Here is a 16888-nt window from a genome sequence, read left to right on the forward strand (position 1 = left end):
GGCCGCGCTCCCGGGAACCCGGCTCGCCATGACTGTGGATCACACGAGGGCACCCGTACTCGAAGCGCTGGACGACTACCGCCGCCAGGGGCAGCTGTCGTTCACACCACCCGGCCACAAGCAGGCCCGGGGCGCCGATCCGGCGGTGCGCGAGATCCTGGGCGACGCGGTGTTCCTCGGCGACGTCCTGGCGTCGGGCGGTCTCGACGACCGCCTGACCCGGGGCCGGGTGCTGGAACGCGCCGAGAAGCTGATGGCCGACGCCGTGCATGCGGAGCACACGTTCTTCACCACGTGCGGCAGTTCCCTGTCGGTCAAGGCGGCGATGCTGTCCGTGGCGGGACCGCACGAGAAGCTGCTGGTCGGGCGGGACGCGCACAAGTCGGTCGTGTCGGGGCTGATCATCTCGGGCATCGAGCCCGTGTGGGTCGAGCCGCGCTGGGACGCCGAGCGGCACCTGGCGCATCCGCCGTCCGCCGCCGAGTTCGACAAGGCGTTCACCGACCATCCCGACGCCAAGGGCGCCCTGGTCACCAGCCCGACCCCGTACGGCGGTTGCGCCGACCTGGGCGCGATCGCCGAGGTGTGCCACCGGCGCGGTCGCCCGCTGATCGTGGACGAGGCCTGGGGCGCGCATCTTCCCTTCCACCCCGATCTGCCGTCCTGGGCGATGGACGCGGGCGCCGACATCTGTGTGACCAGCATCCACAAGATGGGCAGCGGCCTCGAACAGGGCTCGGTCTTCCATCTCCAGGGCGACCACGTACCGCCCGAACTGCTGCGGCTGCGCGCGGATCTGCTGGGCACCACCAGCCCGTCGGTGCTGATCTACGCCGGACTCGACGGCTGGCGACGGCAGATGGCCCTGCGCGGCAAGGACCTCATGGGCGCCGCACTGGATCTCGCCGCGGACGTCCGGGCCGGCATCGAGGAGATCGAGGGGCTGCACGTCCACGACCGGGACGACTTCTGCAGTCCCGGCCTCGCGGACGACTTCGACCCGCTCCCCGTCGTCATCGACCTCGACGGTCTCGGCATCACCGGATTCCAGGCGGCGGACTGGCTGCGTGAGCACCGGCAGATCGACGCCCACCTCACCGACCACCGCCGGATCGGCACGCAGATCACCCACGGCGACGACGAGGGGACGGCCCGCCAACTCCTTGCCGCGCTGCGGGATCTGGCACAGGCCGCGCCCGCGCTGCCCCGGGCTCCCCGGGTGGAGGTGCCGCCGCCGTCCGAGCTGCGGATGGCCCAGGCCGTTCTGCCGCGCGACGCGTTCTTCGGCCCCGCCGAGGATGTGCCGGTAGCCGAGGCGGCCGGCCGGGTCGCGGCGGAGATGGTCACGCCGTACCCGCCCGGGATCCCGGCGGTGCTGCCCGGTGAGCGGCTCACCGAGCCCGTGTTGCGCTATCTGACGACCGGACTGGCCGCGGGGATGAATCTGCCCGACCCGAGCGACCCCGGCCTGGAGACGATCAGGGTGCTGGCGGCGGACCGGGCCGACACGGAGTGAAACGGGTCACGTGCCCGGCTTTCGTATACGCACAAGGCTCCGAGATGGTTTACGGTTCATCCATAGGTCGTCATGGAGTCGACGGTATACGTCCTTCATAGATCACCTCTCATACGGCCCTGGCTGGCCTCCCCCGTCCAGCCAGGGCTTTTTTCCTGCCCGCGAGACGACAGCGCCGGAAGTGTCCGCCGCCGAGGTGCCCCGGTCGTCCGCAGCGGCTGAAATGGGCGTAGGGAAAGCACCGGAACCGAATCGCCGGCGAGGAGCCCCGCGTCATGACCAAAGCGACGAAACTGCTGACCGCCCTGCCTCCGCCCCAGCGGGCCCGTCTGACGGCCCTGGCCCGGGAGGTCTCCTTCCCCGAGGACGCCCGGATCTTCGAGCCAGGGGGTACGGCCGACCGCTTCTGGGTCATCCGCTCGGGCGCGGTCTCCCTCGACCAGCAGGTGACGTCCCTGCAACGGGTGACCGTGGCCAGCCTCGGCTCGGGGGACCTGCTCGGCTGGTCGTGGCTCTTCCCGCCGCACCAGTGGGACTTCGGCGCGGTGGCCTTCAGCCCCGTGCGGGCCTATGAGTTCGACGCGGCGGCGGTGCTCGCCCTGTGCGAGGAGGACCCCCAGCTCGGCCTGACCCTGGTGCGCAGCGTCGCCGAGATCCTGGCGTACCGGCTGGAGACGACCCGGGGCAAGCTCCTGGAGCAGTACTCGATCTCCCGGCGCGCCCGCTGACGGCTCAGATCCGGTAGCGGCGCAGCGCCGGTACGGCGGCGGCCAGGCCCAGCATCACGGCCACGACGAGGAGGCCGCCGCCCGCGACGGCCGCGCGCGGTCCGAAGGCCGAGCCCGCGGTGCCGTGCAGGACGTCGGCCAGGCGCGGCCCGCCCGCGACGACTACGGTGAAGACGCCCTGCATACGGCCGCGCATCTCGTCGGTGGCGGCGGACAGCAGGATCGCCCCGCGGAAGACCATGGAGACCATGTCGGCCACCCCCGCCAGGGCGAGGAACGCGACCGCGAGCCAGAGGCTGTCGCTCAGCCCGAAGCCGGTGATGGCGGCGCCCCACGCGACGACGGCGCCGATGACCATCCAGCCGTGCCGGCGAGCCCGGGAGAAGGTGCCGGAGAACAGTCCGCCGAGAACGGCGCCGATGGGGATCGCCGCGAACAGCAGACCGAGGGCGAGACCTTCGCCGTAGGGCGCGTAGGTCTCCGAGGCCAGCTGCGGGAACAGGGCGCGCGGCATGCCGAGGACCATCGCGATGATGTCGGCCAGGAAGGACAGCAGCAGCACCTTGTGCAGGGAGATGTACCGGAACCCGGCCGCGATCTCACGCACTCCCGCGCGGCGCTTGGTCCCCGACGCCGGCGGCGGCAGCGCGGGCAGCTTGTAGACCGCCCACACCGTGACGCACAGCGCCAGGGCGTCGATGAGGTAGAGCTCCGGCAGGCCGATGACCGGGATCAGGGCGCCCGCCAGGAGCGGACCGACCACCTGCCCCGTCTGCATGACGGTCGAGCCGAGGGCGTTGGCGGCGGTCAGCTCGTGCGCGGGTACGAGCCGGGCGATGGAGGCGTTGCGGGCCGGTGCGTTCAGGCCCCAGAAGGCCTGCTGCGTCGCGAGCAGGACCATCAGCACGGCCACGGACTCCTGGCCGGTGACGGCCTGTGTCCAGAAGAGCAGCGAGGTGACGGCGATGCCGGTGTTGGTGACCAGGAGCAGCTTGCGGCGGTCCACGCTGTCGGCGATCGCACCGCCCCACAGCGCGAACACCATCAGCGGCAGCAGCCCGGCGAGGCTGGCATAGCCGACCCACGCGGACGAGCCCGTGATGTCGTAGATCTGCTTGGGCACCGCGACCGCGGTGAGCTGGCTGCCGACGGCCGTGACGATGGTCGACGTCCACAGCCGCCGGTAGGCCGGGCGGCGCAGCGGGCGGGTGTCCATCGCGAACCGGCGCCAGCCGCGCCGGGCGGGCTCCTGCGTGGGCGCCGTCGGCTGCTCTTCGGTGCTGCTCTCGCTCGTGTCCACGGGCTTCCTGGTTGGTCGTTACATCTTTCGGAACCAGGGTTCACTATGGCAGTCGTGTCCGAGCCCGCGGGACCCGCGATCCCAGTCTGCGAACAGGGCGTCGCTCAGGCTCCGGCGATCAGCATCGCGCCCATGGTGATCATCGTCGCGGCGACCAGTCCGTCCAGGACGCGCCAGGCGGTGGGCCTGGCCAGGAAGCGACCCAGCAGCCGGGCGCCGAAGCCCAGTGCCGCGAACCAGCACAGGCTGGCGAGTACGGCGCCGAGTCCGAAGGTCCAGCGCAGCGCGCCGCGGTCGGCGGCGACGGAGCCGAGCAGGAACACGGTGTCCAGGTAGACGTGCGGGTTGAGCCAGGTCAGTGCCAGACAGGTCAGGACGGCCCGCTTGCGGGACCCGGCCGCCTCGCCTTCCGTGCGCAGGGCGCCGCCGGCCGGCCGGAACACCCGGCGGGCGGCGAGGGCGCCGTAGCAGAGCAGGAAGGCGCCGCCGATCCAGCCGACCAGGGTCAGCGCGTCCGGCCACGCCACCACCACCGCTCCCAGTCCGCCGACGCCCAGGGCGATCAGGGCCGCGTCCGAGAGGGCGCAGATACCGACGACGGCGAGGACGGAGTCGCGGCGGACGCCCTGGCGCAGGACGAAGGCGTTCTGGGCGCCGATGGCGACGATGAGCGAGAGGCCGGTGCCGAATCCGGCGGCAGCGGCGGCGAGCGAAGCGGTCATGGCATCGACGCTAGGCGGACGGCGATCTGGAGTACAGCTAAAGATTCTTACGTATCATTAGCGCTCGTGATGACAGAGCTTCCCCTCGACCAGGTGCGGACCCTGCTGGCGGTGGTCGACGAGGGCACCTTCGACGCGGCCGCCGCGGCCATGCATCTGACGCCTTCGGCGGTGAGCCAGCGGGTCAAGGCCCTGGAGCAGCGCACCGGCCGGGTGCTGCTGGTGCGTACGAAGCCGGTGCGGCCCACCGAGTCGGGCGAGGTGGTCGTGCGGTTCGCGCGGCAGCTGGCGCGACTGGAGCGGGACGCGCGGACCGAGCTGGGCATGAGCGTGCCCGGGGAGTCGACGCGGGTGTCGATCGCGGTCAACGCCGACTCGCTGGCGACGTGGTTCCTCCCGGCGCTGAACCGCGTTCCGGACCGGTCCCGGCTCACCTTCGAGCTGCACCGCGAGGACGAGGAGCACACGGCGACGCTGCTGCGGGAGGGGCTGGTGATGGCGGCGGTGACCTCGTCACCGGACGCGGTGTCGGGTTGTTCCGTGCGCCCGCTGGGGCGGATGCGGTATTTCGCCGTGGCGAGCCCGGAGTTCGCCGACCGGTGGCTCGGCGGTCCGCTGCGGGACGCGCTCGCGCAGGCGCCCTCGGTGGCCTTCGACCGCCGCGACTCCTACCAGGACCGGTTCGTGCGCGGCCTGCGCCGCGGCGGGGGCGGCGCGAGTCCCGACCGCCACTACGTCCCCACCTCGGAGGGCTTCGTGGCGACCGTCGCGCTGGGCCTGGGCTGGGGCATGGTCCCCGACGTCCAGGCCGAGCCGCTGCTGGCCGCGGGGCGGCTGGTCCACCTCGCGCCCGACCGCCCGATGGACGCGCCCCTGTACTGGCAGCAGTGGAAGCTGGACTCGCCCGCTCTGGCGACCGTGGCCGAGGCGGTGGCCGCAGTGGCGGCCGAGGCGCTCACCTCCTAGACGTCTACCTCGCGCCTCCGAGGTACCGGGGGGTCTGCATGTGGGAGGACGGCAACTACGAGGGCGGCAGGATGGAGAGCTTCAGCGCCCGCTCGTTCCGCTGAGCAGCGCGGCCAGTCGGGCCTCGGCGCTGTCCAGCAGCATCTCCAGCGCCGTCGGATAGGCGCTCTCCACCATGCGCCCCGCCAGCAGCGGCGCCGCCTCCGCGATCCGGGGGTGCGTGCTGCGGGGCAGACGGGCGTAGGTCGAGCTCCACATGTCCTCGTCGGCGTGGAGCGCGGCGCTGGGCAGGGCCAGGGAGGCGGCGTCCAGGGCGGCGAAGGCCAGGGTCTGGTCGATGAAGGCGTGGTAGATGCGCACCGTGTCCGCCAGCGGGAAGCCCGCGGTGCGCAGCACGTCGAGGACCGCCTCGTCGGCGGCGAGTTCGTTGGCCCGCCCGGTGACCCGGTTCGTGGTCAGCACGGCGGCCTGCGGATGGGCGAGGTAGGCGGCGTGGAGGCGCAGTCCGATCGCGCGCAGGTCCGCCCGCCACCGCCCCGTCGGCTCCCAGCCCCGCAGCGCCTGTCCGATCAGCGCGTCGCCGATCGCCAGGGTCAGGTCGTCCATGCCGCGGAAGTAGCGGTACAGGGTGCTGGGGTCGGCGTCCAGGGCCAGGCCCAGGCGGCGGGCGGTGAGCCCGGCGCTGCCGTGTTCGCGCAGCATCCGCAGCGCGGTCTCGACGATCAGCTCCTCGGACAGCACGGTGCCGCTCTTGGTGGGGCGGCGCCGGCGCCGCTTCTCCTCGGGTACGACCGCTTTCGGCATGCCGCTCCTCCTTATGCCAACGCCATTGACCTTATGTGAGCGTGCGGCGTTGTATCTCCGTCAGGGGCCCCACCGACGTCTTGGACCTTCGACCGACGGAGTGCTTGTCATGCGTGTACTGCTCGTGGGAGCCGGCGGAGTGGGCACCGCCATCACCCGGATCGCGGCCCGGCGGCCGTTCTTCGAGGCGATGGTGGTGGCGGACTACGACCTGGCCCGCGCCGAGGCCGCCGTCGCGGCGCTCGGCGCCGAGGGAGCCCGTTTCCGGGCCGAGCGCGTCGACGCGAGCGACGAGGCGGCCGTGGTGGCGCTGCTGGAGCGGCACGCGTGCGACGTCCTCCTCAACGCGACCGACCCGCGCTTCGTGATGCCGCTGTTCCGGGCGGCCCGCGCGGCCGAGGCGACGTATGTCGACATGGCGATGTCGCTGTCGCGACCGCACCCCGAGCGCCCCTACGACGAGTGCGGGGTCAAGCTCGGCGACGCCCAGTTCGAGGAGGCGATCGGCTGGGAGAAGGCGGGTGCGCTGGCGCTCGTCGGCATGGGGGTGGAGCCCGGTCTGTCGGACGTCTTCGCCCGGTACGCGGCCGATGAACTCTTCGACGAGATCGAGGAGATCGGCATCCGCGACGGTGCGAACCTCACCGTGGACGGCTACGACTTCGCGCCGTCCTTCAGCATCTGGACCACCATCGAGGAGTGCCTCAACCCGCCCGTGGTCTACGAGGAGGACCGCGGCTGGTTCACCACCGAACCGTTCAGCGAGCCCGAGGTGTTCGACTTCCCCGAGGGCATCGGCCCGGTGGAGTGCGTGAACGTCGAGCACGAGGAGGTCCTGCTCGTTCCGCGCTGGGTCGACGCCAAGCGCGTCACCTTCAAGTACGGCCTGGGCGAGGAGTTCATCCAAACGCTGCGGACGCTGCACCTGCTGGGTCTGGACCGCACCGAGCCGGTCACCGTGGCGAGCGCGAGCGGACCGGTCCGGGTCTCGCCCCGGGACGTGGTCGCCGCCTGTCTCCCCGACCCGGCGACGCTGGGCGAGCTCATGCACGGCAAGACCTGCGCGGGAACCTGGGTGAAGGGCGTCAAGGACGGGGCGCCGCGCGAGGTGTACCTGTACCACGTGGTCGACAACCAGTGGTCCATGGCGGAGTACGGCTGCCAGGCGGTGGTGTGGCAGACGGCGATCAACCCGGTCGTCGCCCTCGAACTCCTCGCCACGGGCGCCTGGTCGGGCTCGGGCGTCCTCGGCCCGGAGGCCTTCCCCGCCGGTCCCTTCCTGGATCTGCTGACCGCGTACGGCTCCCCGTGGGGGCTGCGCGAGCAGTGAATCCGAATTTCCCACCACTCCGTTGTTTCACTCATGCATCGACAGGTGACCCGAAAGCGAGTAAGCCATCCGCGAGGGCACGGACGACTTCGAACGCAGGTGACATCGATGGAGAACTGGCGAGACCATGCCATATGCCGCGAGGAGGACCCCGACCTCTTCTTCCCGATCGGGAACACCGGCCCGGCACTGGTGCAGACGGAGCAGGCGAAGGCGGTCTGCCACCGCTGCCCCGTGGAGACACGGTGCCTTGAGTGGGCCATGGACACCGGGCAGGCGATCGGTGTCTGGGGCGGTACGAGCGAGGCCGAACGACGTTCACTGCAACGGCGCCGGGCCAGGGCCGGGCGCGCCTCCGGCTAGGGCCGGCACCCGGAGGGTGAAGACACTGCCCTCACCGGGTTCGCTCGTCGCCTGGGCCGTGCCGCCGTGCGCGGCGACCAGGTGACGGACGATCGGCAGGCCGAGCCCGCTGCCGCCGGTGCGGCGGCTGCGGGACTTCTCGGCCCGCCAGAACCTGTCGAAGACATGCGGTAGCTCCTCGGCCGTGATCCCACTGCCGGTATCGGCGACTTCGAGGACGATGTCGTCACCCTCGCACCGTGCCGCGAGGGTGACGGTCCCGCCCCCGGGCGTGTGCCGAAGAGCGTTGGAGACGAGGTTGCCGAGTGCCTGCCGCATCCGCACCGGGTCGGCGTCCAGCCACGGTGTGCCGTCCGTCTCGGTGCGCAGGGCGACGCCCGCCGTGCCCGCGGCCACCCGGTACGCCGCGGCGACCTGACCGATCAGCTCGTCGGCATGGACGGGCTCCCGGTGCAGCCGCAGCGTGTCCGCGTCGGCGGCGGCGAGGTCCTGGAGGTCGTCGATGACCCGCTGGAGGACCAGAGCCTCCTCGTGCAGGGAGGCGAGCAGTTCCGGGTCCGGCGCCACGACCCCGTCCTTGGTGACCTCCAGCCAGCCCCGGATATTGGTGAGCGGACTGCGCAGTTCATGGGCGATGTCGCTGACCATGGCCTTGCGCTGCGCCTCCAGCCGTTCCCGGCGTTCGGCGAGGTCGTTGAAGGCCGCGGCAAGGATGCCGGTCTCGTCCCGCGTGGTCACGGGCACCCGCACATGCAGCTCCGGCGGCTGCTGGGCCGCCGCGGTGAGCGCGCGCAGCGGCCGGACCAGCCGCGTGGCGACGAGGGCGGTCACGGCGACGGTGACGGCGAGCACGAGTCCGGCGACACCGACGACCTTGGCCTTGTTGGCCGGTGACATGTCGAACCGCACCGCGGTCCGGTCCCCGCCGCCCAGGAACAGCTCGGCGGCCGGCGCGACATAGGGGTCGAGCTGGGCGCGGCGCGCGCTGTCCACGCAGTTCTGCGCGGTGCGGGCCGCCGCCGACCCGGGCTCCACGTCGGTCTTTCCCACCTGATAGCGACCGCCCACGCTCCGGTCGGTGCCGTCGGGAGCGAGGAACAGCGGCGCGACGGCCTTCAGATCCTGCCCGCCCAGACAGCCGCGGGCACGTTCCATCAGGTCCGCGAGGGCCTTCTCCTCCCCGGCCGTCGGGGTGTTGAGCTTCCCGTCGGCGCACTCGAGGGGCGTCTCGACCTCTTCGCTCAGGAACGGGCGGCCGCTCGGCATCCTGGCGATGGTGGTCTCGATACCGTTGCGGGCGAAGCACTGCTGCCGCACCACGGCCAACTTCCCCAGCCTGACCCGCTCCTGGGCCGTCAGCCGGTACGGCCCCACCACCCGGGGATCGAGGCCGCTGCGCTGGGCACCGCGCTCGGTGTAGGTGTCGGTGCGCAGGGGGTCCACGGTGGCCGCGGCACGCGGCGGCAGCGAGGTGCCGGGCGGCGCCGAGTCGACGAGGGTCCGGCGGTCGGTGGTGGTCAGGGCGATCCGCCGGCCCGTCCTCTCGGACAGCGTGCGGACGAGCGGCCCGACTCCCCGCCACTGCGGGTGAGTTGCCGCGTACCCGCTCAGCCGGGCCAGGACGTCCATGTCCTCGGCGAGGACCTGCCCCTGCTCCTCCCGCAGCGCACGGGTGGTGGTCTCCACCGCCAGCCAGGCGGTCGCGGCCACCGAGCACACGGCGATGAGCACGGAGGTGATCAGCAGCCGGACCGAGAGGCGCTTGCGCAGGGGTATGCGGCGACTCATCCGCGGCCGCCGCTGAGCTTGTAGCCGACACCGAACACGGTCAGCAGCCGGACCGGCCTGCGCGGATCCGTTTCGACCTTCCGCCGCAGGTTCATGATGTGGACGTCCACGGCCCGCTCGGTGGACGACCGGTCGATGCCACGGGTGCACTCCAGCAACTGCCGCCGGGAGAACACCCGCTCGGGTTCGGCGGCCATGGCGAGCAGGATCGCGAACTCGGCGGGCGTGCACTCCACTTCCTCGCCCTCGCACCGCACCTCGTGCCGTACGGGATCGACCTGCAGCCCCGCGGCGCGTACGACGCCCGCGGTGTGCCCGCTGCGCCGCAGGACCGTGCGGATCCGGGCCATCAGCTCACGCGGGCTGTAGGGCTTGGTCATGTAGTCGTCGGCGCCCACGTCCAGGCCGAGCAGCACGTCGTCCTCGGCGGAGCGGGCGGTGAGCATGAGCACCGGGATGTCGTCGGACCGCCGCAGCGCCCGGCACACGCCGAGGCCGTCGATCACGGGCAGCATCAGGTCCAGCACGACCAGGTCGGGTCTCAGCCGTCGCACCGCGTCGAGAGCGGCTCCGCCGTCGTGGACCACGGTGGCGGTGTGGCCCTCCGCCAGCAGGGAGCGGCGTATGAGTTCGGCCTGCATCTCGTCGTCCTCGGCGACCAGCACATGTGCGCACATTCGGCGGATCCTAAGCCGCTCAGCGGGCCAGGGAGTCGGCGTCGCCCATGACGACGACCGGACGGCGGGCCGGGTCCAGCGCCAGGAGGAGCTCCTTCATGTGCTCCTCGGCGAGGCTGACACAGCCCTGCGTGGGCCCGTCGTGGTCGACGTGCAGCCATATCCCGCCGCCGCGGCCCGCGCCGAGCGGGCGGGTCCAGTCGAGGGGTGAAGTGCCGGGCTCGCGGTTGTAGTTGATGGCGATCACATAGTCGAAGGAGCCCGCCAGGGGTTCGCCCTCGAAGCCGGTGCCGGTCGCGGTGAAGCCGGTGCCGTGGTCGTACGGCAGCCGGGTGCCGGGGTCGCGGAGGCGTCCGCCGGCGTCGGTGAGGCCGAAGACACCGATGGGTGAGCGCAGGTCGCCGGCGCGGTGGTGGTCGCTCCAGCCGCGCAGCGCGTTGTGCGCGGGCCAGGTCTCCCCGGCCCGCCATCCCGCGTCGGTGCGCTCGTACAGGACGACGGTGGACCGCGAGGAGTTCTTGCCGCGTCCGGTGACGACGACGGCCTGGCGGGCGTCGTCCGGCACCTTCGCCCACGTGTTCGGTCCCAGACCGGGCAGTTGCCGCGGGGCGACGTCCAGGGAGACCGGCGGCGCGGGCCGGATCGACGTGGTGGCCGGCGGCCGCCGCTCGGGGGTCGCCACCGCCCCTCCCCCGCACCCGGTGAGCACGAGGGAGGCGGCCAGCAGCGCGACCTGCGGTCTGCGTGTGATCATGCGTCGACCCTCGCCGACACTTGTGTGGAACTCGTCAGGTTCTAGGGTGCGTCCGGCTTGCCCGGCTGGTAGACCCACGTCCGGAACAGTCCGTCCAGGTCCTTGCCGGACTGGCGTTCCGCCAGGCGCACGAACTGGGCGGTCGTCCCGTGTCCGCCCCGGTGCTCGCCGGCCCAGGCCCGCAGGATCCGGAAGAACACCCGGTCCCCGACGGCCTCGCGGAGTTGGTGCAGGGCCATCGCGCCACGGGCGTAGACGGGCGTGCCGAAGATGTTCGCGCCGCTGCCCGGGTCACCGGGCGGGAACTCCCACAGCCCGTCGCTCGCCGGCCGGGCGTACAGCGCGTCGAAGGTCTTCTGCGCGCTGTCGCCGCCGTGCTGTTCGGCGTAGAGCCACTCGGCGTAGGTCGCGAACCCCTCGTTGAGCCAGATGTCCTTCCACGAGGTCAGGCTCACGGAGTCACCGAACCACTGGTGGGCGCTCTCGTGGACGAGGGTGCTCAATCCGGGGGCCTGGTCGTAGACGGGCCGCGTCTGCGTCTCCAGCGCGTACCCGACGTTCGGGGCCCGGTCGACGATCGAGCCGGCCGCCTTGAACGGGTAGGGCCCGAAGAGCTTGCTCTCCCAGGCCAGGACGGACGGCAGCTTCTTCAGGACCGGCGCGGCGGCGTCGGCCTCGCGCGGGTCGACGGCGTTGTAGACCTGGATGCCGTCGCGGGTCGTGTACCGGTCCACGGTGAACTTCCCGACCGTCGCCGTGGCCAGATAGGCGGCCATGGGCTCGGACTGGCGCCAGCGGAACGTGGTCCGCCCGTGAGCCGTCGTCTGCCCCAGGAACACGCCGTTGGCGACGGCGGTACGCCCCTGGGGAACAGTGATCGTGAAGTCGTACGACGACTTGTCCTTGGGGTGGTTGTTCGCGGGGAACCAGGTCATCGCGCCCTGCGGCTCCCCCGCGACGAAGACGCCGTCGTCCGTGGGGATCCAGCCGTCGAGCGAGCCGTCCGGGTCGGTGACCGGGGCCGGCTTGCCGTTGTAGGTGACGGTGACGCGGAACCACTGTCCCTTGTGCAGGGTCCTGCGCGGGGTGACGACGAGTTCCTGGCCGTCGCGGCGGAAGTCCGCCTTGTCCCGGCCGACGGTCAGGCCCGTGACCTTCAGCCCGTTCAGGTCGAGGTCGAAGCGGTTGAGCTTGCGGGTCGCGCGGGCGTAGAGGACGGCCTTGCCGTCGAGGTGGCGGCTGTCCGTGTCGTAGCGGAGGGTCAGGTCGTAGTGGCCGACGTGGTAGCCGCCGTTGCCGGCCAGCGGGAAGTACGGGTCGCCGGCGCCGGACGAGCCGGCCGGCGGGGGTGCGGCCGCCCCGAGCAGCGCCACCAGGGCGACGGGGACGGTTCCGAGGACGAAGGTGCGTCTGACGGCCTGAGGCACGTGCGCTCCTGCGGTTGGCGGGTGGCAGACGGCTTCACACTAAAGGTGATCTCGGAGGAACTCACCCTTGAGCCGGTCAAGACGTGCCGCTCCCCGAAGTACGCTCCCGGCACGTCACCACCCCCGTGGAAGGGCCCCGCCATGAGCGTTCGTGTGCGCCGCGTCTACGAGTCGCCGGAGCCGGAGGACGGCGTACGCGTCCTGGTCGACCGGCTGTGGCCGCGCGGCCTGTCCAAGGATGCCGCGCGGGTGGACGAGTGGCCCAAGGCCATGACCCCGTCGACCGAGCTGCGCCGCTGGTACCACGCGGGTGAGGGGTCCTACGAGGAGTTCGCCGGGCGTTACGAGGCGGAGCTGGCCGCACCCGAGGCGGCCGAACTCCTGGCCCGCGTGCGCGAGCTGGCCCGCAAGGGGCCCCTCACCCTGCTGACGGCCGCGAAGACTCCCGAGGAGAGCCACGCGGCCGTACTCGCACGCCTGCTGGACTGAGCGGACTTCAGCCGGGGCGCCTCACGCGGTCTGCCGCGCCGCCGCCCGTCCCGCCGCCCGGCCGGAGAACAGGCAGCCGCCGAGGAAGGTGCCCTCCAGCGCGTTGTAGCCGTGCACTCCGCCGCCCCCGAAGCCGGCCACCTCACCGGCCGCGTACAGTCCGCCGATCGGGTTGCCGTCGGTGTCCAGGGCGCGGGAGTCCAGGTCGGTCTGGATGCCGCCGAGGGTCTTGCGGGTCAGGACGTGCAGCTTGACGCCGATCAACGGGCCGGCGTCCGCGTCCAGGATGCGGTGCGGGGTGGCGACCCGGCCGAGCTTGTCGCCGATGTAGCGGCGGGCGTTGCGGATGCCCTGGACCTGGGCGTCCTTGCTGTACGGGTTGGCGATCTGGAGGTCGCGGGCCTCGATCTGGCGGCGCACCGTGGCCGCGTCGAGGAGCGGCTTGTCCGTCAGGGCGTTCATCTTCTCGACGAGCTGCTCCAGGTCCGGAGCGGTCACGAAGTCCGCCCCGTTGCGCAGGAACGCGTCGACCGGCCCCGGGGCGCCCTTGCCCAGCACCCGCTCCTTGAGGAACCCGATCCGGTCCTTGGCGGTGATGTCGGGGTTCTGCTCGGAGCCCGACAGCGCGAACTCCTTCTCGATGATCTTCTGGGTGAGGATGAACCACGAGTGGTCGTAGCCGGCGATGTCCTCGGTGGTGCGCAGGTACTTCAGGGTGCCGAGGGTGTCGTAACCGGGCAGGCACGGGTCGGGCAGCCGGCGGCCCAGGGCGTCGAACCACAGGGAGGACGGTCCGGGCAGGATGCGGATGCCGTGGCCGGGCCAGATCGGGTCCCAGTTCTGCACGCCCTCGGTGTAGTGCCACATGCGGTCGCGGTTGACCAGGCGTACGCCCGCCTCGGCGCTGATGTCGAGCATGCGCCCGTCGACGTAGGCGGGGACGCCGGTGACCATCTCGGCGGGCGGGGTGCCGAGGCGTTCGGGCCAGTAGCGGCGGACGATGTCGTGGTCGGCGCCGATGCCGCCGGTGGTGACGACGACGGCCTGGGCGGTGAGTTCGAAGTCGCCGACGCGGTCACGGCTGGACTTCACGCCCCGCGCCGAGTTGTCCTCGGCGAGGACCGTGCCGCGCACCCCGCGCGCCTGCCCGTCCTCGACGACGAGTGCATCGACCTGGTGGCGGTAGTAGAAGGTGAGCAGCCCGTCGCGGGCGGCCTGCTTGGCGTAGTTGACGAACGGCTCCACGACGCCCGTGCCGGTGCCCCACGAGACGTGGAAGCGCGGCACGGAGTTGCCGTGGCCGTGTGCGCGCAGGTCACCGCGTTCGGCCCAGCCGACGGTCGGCAGGAACTTGATGCCGTGCCCCTCCAGCCAGGACCGCTTCTCCCCCGCCGCGAACTCGACGTAGGCGCGCGCCCAGCGCACCGCCCAGGAGTCCTCGTCGTCCTCGCGGTCGAACTGGGCGCTGCCCTGCCAGTCGTTCCAGGCCAGGTCGAAGGAGTCCTTGATGCCGAGGCGCCGCTGCTCCGGGGAGTCGACGAGGAAGAGCCCGCCGAAGGACCAGAAGGCCTGGCCGCCGAGGTTGGCGGCGTTCTCCTGGTCGACCAGCGCGACCCTGCGGCCCCGGCTGGTCAGTTCATGCGCCGCGACCAGGCCCGCGAGCCCCGCTCCGACGACGATGGCGTCGGCATCCATGGCGACCATCCCTTCCCTATGCGGTGGTGTCGCTGCCGTCGGTCAGCAGCGCGGTGAGCAGTTGCCCCAGCCAGGTCCGGGCCCGTTCGAGGTCCCGGTCCAGCAGCAGTTGGGTGGTGACCCCGTCGTAGGCGGCGACGACGGCGTGGGCGGCCCCGTCGAGGTCGCCGAGGACGGCGGGCAGCGCGGTGTGGCCCTGCGCCCGGGCCAGCCGTTCGGCGACCGCCCGGCGCAGCCGCTCCCGGTGCTCCAGCAGGGTCTGCGCGACGGAAGGTTCGCGGGCGGCGTACACCAGGAAGTCCGTCTTCACCAGGAGCCAGTCCCGGTCCAGGAGCAGCACCTCGGTGACACGGTCGACGGCGGCGGGCACGTCGAGGTCGGGTCCGTCCAGGGCCAGCGCGCCGGAGACCTGGTCGGCGATCAGGTCGGCCCGCTGCTGGTAGAGGGCGAAGAACAGCTCGTCCAGGCTGTCGAAGTTGGAGTAGAAGGCGCCGCGACTGTAGCCGGCGGCCTCGCAGACCTCCTCGATGGAGACCCGCCCGAAGCCCTTGGCGGCGAAGACCGCGAACGCGGCGTCCAGGAGGTTGGCGCGGGTGCGGACCCGGCGCTTGGTGACGCGCTTGGTCGTGCCCTCCAGTGCCATGTCCGGCCCTCCGTTCGATACGGGAATGTATCCGATACAACGATGTATCGAAAGAGCCGTGCTCCGGGGCTCACCACGCGATGGGAACACATTTTCGATTCAGGAGTACGCTGGATCCATGACCCCGCACCTCCAGGCCTCGCTCTTCGACCAGACGGACGAGATCCGCCTCGGCCGCCTCGACGGGATCCGGCGGACCGTGCTCGGACACGGCGCGTGGATCGACGTACTCCCCGGCTGGCTCGGCGGCTCCGACTCACTGTTCGAACAGCTCGCCGCCGAGGTTCCGTGGCGCGCCGAGCGCCGGACGATGTACGACCACGTCGTCGACGTACCGCGGCTGCTCGCGTTCTACGGCGTGGACGACGCCCTGCCGCACCCGGTGCTGACCCAGGCCCGCGAGGCGCTCACCGCGCACTATGCCGAGGAGCTGGGCGAGCCGTTCACCACGGCCGGGCTCTGCTTCTACCGCGACGGCCGGGACAGCGTCGCCTGGCACGGCGACCGGATCGGCCGGGGCGCCCGTGAGGACACCATGGTCGCCATCCTCTCCGTCGGCGCGCCCCGCGATCTGCTGCTGCGTCCGATGCGCGGCGGCGACACCGTGCGCCGCCCGCTGGGCCACGGCGACCTGATCGTGATGGGCGGCTCCTGCCAGCGGACCTGGGAGCACTCCGTACCGAAGACCACACGCGCCGCGGGACCGCGCATCAGCGTCCAGTTCCGCCCGCACGGCGTGCACTGAGGCAGAGAGGCGGCTGCTTCGGAAGCGCGCAGGGGGCTGCCTCCGGCGGACGGCGCCGGAGGCAGCCTTCCCTCTTCCCCTTCTCCTCCGGCGGCCCGGACCCGCCCACCACGGCCCCCGCTCGGTCTGCTTTGCTGTGCCCGTCGAGCAGGCACTCACCCCTCGGGACGATCATGCAGACGGACGTGCGGCAAGTCGCCGACGGCACCTACCTGGTGCACGGGAGCAACACCAACTGGGTGATCCTCAGCGACGGGGACGCCGTCACCCTGGTCGACACCGGTTACCCCGGGGACCGCGAGCAGGTGCTCGCCTCCCTTGCGCAGGTGGGCAGTTCACCGGAGGCGGTCGCGGCGGTGCTGATCACGCACGCCCACAACGACCACCTGGGGTCGGCCGAGTACCTGCGTGACGCGTACGGCACGCCCGTGTACCTGCATGACGCCGAAGTGCCGCATGCCCGCCGGGAGTTCCTGCACCAGGTGACCGTCGGTGACGTGGTGAGGAACGGCTGGCGGCCGGGTGTCCTGCCGTGGGCGGTGCACGCGATCCGCTCCGGCGGCACGGCACACGTCCCGGTCACCGAGCCCGCGCCGTTCCCCTCCGAGGGCGCCCTCGACCTGCCGGGCCGACCGGTCCCCGTGCACACGCCGGGCCACACCGACGGCCACGCCGCCTTCCACCTCCCGGACACCGGCGTCCTGATCTCCGGAGACGCCCTGGTGAGCGGCCACCCGACCTCGCGCGTCAAGGGCCCCCAGCTGCTGCCGGACATGTTCCACCACGAGCGCGCCCGTGCCGTGGCCTCGCTGGACGTCCTCGCCGCCCTGGAGGGCGACCTCCTGCTCCCGGGCCACGGTCCGGCGCACCGCGGTCCGGTCCGTGAAGCGGCACTTCAGGCCAGGGAGCGCGCCCTCTAAGGTGAGGTGACGATCACCCGC

At 72.0% G+C, this 16888-nt stretch carries 17 protein-coding genes; 8 read left to right on the forward strand and 9 right to left on the reverse strand.

Going from position 1 to position 16888, the window contains the following annotated elements; genetic code table 11:
• The first annotated feature begins 28 nt into the window (after positions 1 to 28).
• Complete coding sequence (locus OG381_RS06345; RefSeq protein WP_327715116.1) at positions 29 to 1516, forward strand: aminotransferase class I/II-fold pyridoxal phosphate-dependent enzyme; 1488 nt, start codon at positions 29 to 31, stop codon at positions 1514 to 1516.
• A 275-nt stretch (positions 1517 to 1791) separates the two neighbouring features.
• Positions 1792 to 2244, forward strand: coding sequence for a cyclic nucleotide-binding domain-containing protein (locus tag OG381_RS06350; RefSeq protein WP_327715117.1), 453 nt, complete (start codon positions 1792 to 1794; stop codon positions 2242 to 2244).
• 4 nt (positions 2245 to 2248) lie between these two features.
• On the opposite strand, the gene OG381_RS06355 is transcribed toward OG381_RS06350, so the two are convergent.
• Positions 2249 to 3544: an MFS transporter gene (locus OG381_RS06355; protein ID WP_327715118.1), complete on the reverse strand. Its 1296-nt coding sequence runs from the start codon at positions 3542 to 3544 to the stop codon at positions 2249 to 2251.
• 104 nt (positions 3545 to 3648) lie between these two features.
• Positions 3649 to 4266: a LysE/ArgO family amino acid transporter gene (locus OG381_RS06360; RefSeq protein ID WP_327715119.1), complete on the reverse strand. Its 618-nt coding sequence runs from the start codon at positions 4264 to 4266 to the stop codon at positions 3649 to 3651.
• 69 nt (positions 4267 to 4335) lie between these two features.
• Between OG381_RS06360 and OG381_RS06365 the strand changes: the two genes are divergently transcribed.
• A complete protein-coding gene (locus OG381_RS06365; RefSeq protein WP_327715120.1) occupies positions 4336 to 5232 on the forward strand; it encodes a LysR family transcriptional regulator ArgP in 897 nt (298 codons plus the stop codon).
• A gap of 81 nt (positions 5233 to 5313) precedes the next feature.
• On the opposite strand, the gene OG381_RS06370 is transcribed toward OG381_RS06365, so the two are convergent.
• Positions 5314 to 6036 carry a TetR/AcrR family transcriptional regulator gene (locus tag OG381_RS06370; protein WP_327715121.1) on the reverse strand — a complete coding sequence of 241 codons (723 nt, stop codon included), beginning with the start codon at positions 6034 to 6036 and terminating at the stop codon, positions 5314 to 5316.
• Positions 6037 to 6145: 109 nt separating this feature from the next.
• Between OG381_RS06370 and OG381_RS06375 the strand changes: the two genes are divergently transcribed.
• Both OG381_RS06375 and OG381_RS06380 read left to right on the forward strand, forming a co-directional pair.
• Entirely contained in the window at positions 6146 to 7366 is a 1221-nt protein-coding gene (locus OG381_RS06375; protein WP_327715122.1) for a saccharopine dehydrogenase family protein, read from the forward strand.
• Between the two features lie 108 nt (positions 7367 to 7474).
• Positions 7475 to 7729, forward strand: a complete 255-nt coding sequence (locus OG381_RS06380; protein ID WP_327715123.1) for a WhiB family transcriptional regulator — start codon at positions 7475 to 7477, stop codon at positions 7727 to 7729.
• On the opposite strand, the gene OG381_RS06385 is transcribed toward OG381_RS06380, so the two are convergent.
• The 4 genes from OG381_RS06385 to OG381_RS06400 are packed head-to-tail and all read right to left on the reverse strand — an operon-like array spanning position 7685 to position 12375.
• Positions 7685 to 9517: a sensor histidine kinase gene (locus OG381_RS06385; RefSeq protein ID WP_327715124.1), complete on the reverse strand. Its 1833-nt coding sequence runs from the start codon at positions 9515 to 9517 to the stop codon at positions 7685 to 7687. The genes OG381_RS06380 and OG381_RS06385 overlap by 45 nt on opposite strands.
• Entirely contained in the window at positions 9514 to 10194 is a 681-nt protein-coding gene (locus tag OG381_RS06390) for a response regulator transcription factor (RefSeq protein WP_327715125.1), read from the reverse strand. The genes OG381_RS06385 and OG381_RS06390 overlap by 4 nt, the downstream gene beginning before the upstream one ends.
• Positions 10195 to 10213: 19 nt before the next feature.
• Entirely contained in the window at positions 10214 to 10948 is a 735-nt protein-coding gene (locus OG381_RS06395; protein ID WP_327715126.1) for a L,D-transpeptidase family protein, read from the reverse strand.
• Between the two features lie 41 nt (positions 10949 to 10989).
• The gene (locus OG381_RS06400; RefSeq protein ID WP_327715127.1) at positions 10990 to 12375 is read right to left on the reverse strand and encodes a M1 family metallopeptidase; all 1386 of its coding nucleotides are present in this window, start codon (positions 12373 to 12375) and stop codon (positions 10990 to 10992) included.
• A 141-nt stretch (positions 12376 to 12516) separates the two neighbouring features.
• Between OG381_RS06400 and OG381_RS06405 the strand changes: the two genes are divergently transcribed.
• Complete coding sequence (locus OG381_RS06405; RefSeq protein ID WP_327715128.1) at positions 12517 to 12864, forward strand: DUF488 domain-containing protein; 348 nt, start codon at positions 12517 to 12519, stop codon at positions 12862 to 12864.
• Between the two features lie 21 nt (positions 12865 to 12885).
• Here OG381_RS06405 and OG381_RS06410 read toward each other — a convergent pair whose 3' ends face one another.
• Both OG381_RS06410 and OG381_RS06415 read right to left on the reverse strand, forming a co-directional pair.
• On the reverse strand, positions 12886 to 14559 hold the full coding sequence (locus OG381_RS06410; protein ID WP_327715129.1) for an FAD-binding dehydrogenase: 1674 nt from the start codon (positions 14557 to 14559) through the stop codon (positions 12886 to 12888).
• 16 nt (positions 14560 to 14575) lie between these two features.
• Positions 14576 to 15202: a TetR/AcrR family transcriptional regulator gene (locus OG381_RS06415; protein WP_327715130.1), complete on the reverse strand. Its 627-nt coding sequence runs from the start codon at positions 15200 to 15202 to the stop codon at positions 14576 to 14578.
• A 118-nt stretch (positions 15203 to 15320) separates the two neighbouring features.
• Between OG381_RS06415 and OG381_RS06420 the strand changes: the two genes are divergently transcribed.
• Together OG381_RS06420 and OG381_RS06425 are read left to right on the forward strand one after the other, a co-directional pair.
• A complete protein-coding gene (locus OG381_RS06420) occupies positions 15321 to 15947 on the forward strand; it encodes an alpha-ketoglutarate-dependent dioxygenase AlkB (protein WP_327715131.1) in 627 nt (208 codons plus the stop codon).
• Positions 15948 to 16120: 173 nt separating this feature from the next.
• Positions 16121 to 16867, forward strand: a complete 747-nt coding sequence (locus tag OG381_RS06425) for an MBL fold metallo-hydrolase (protein WP_327715132.1) — start codon at positions 16121 to 16123, stop codon at positions 16865 to 16867.
• Positions 16868 to 16888: the final 21 nt, after the last annotated feature.

Source organism: Streptomyces sp. NBC_00490 (genome assembly GCF_036013645.1).
GTDB lineage: Bacteria > Actinomycetota > Actinomycetes > Streptomycetales > Streptomycetaceae > Streptomyces > Streptomyces canus_F.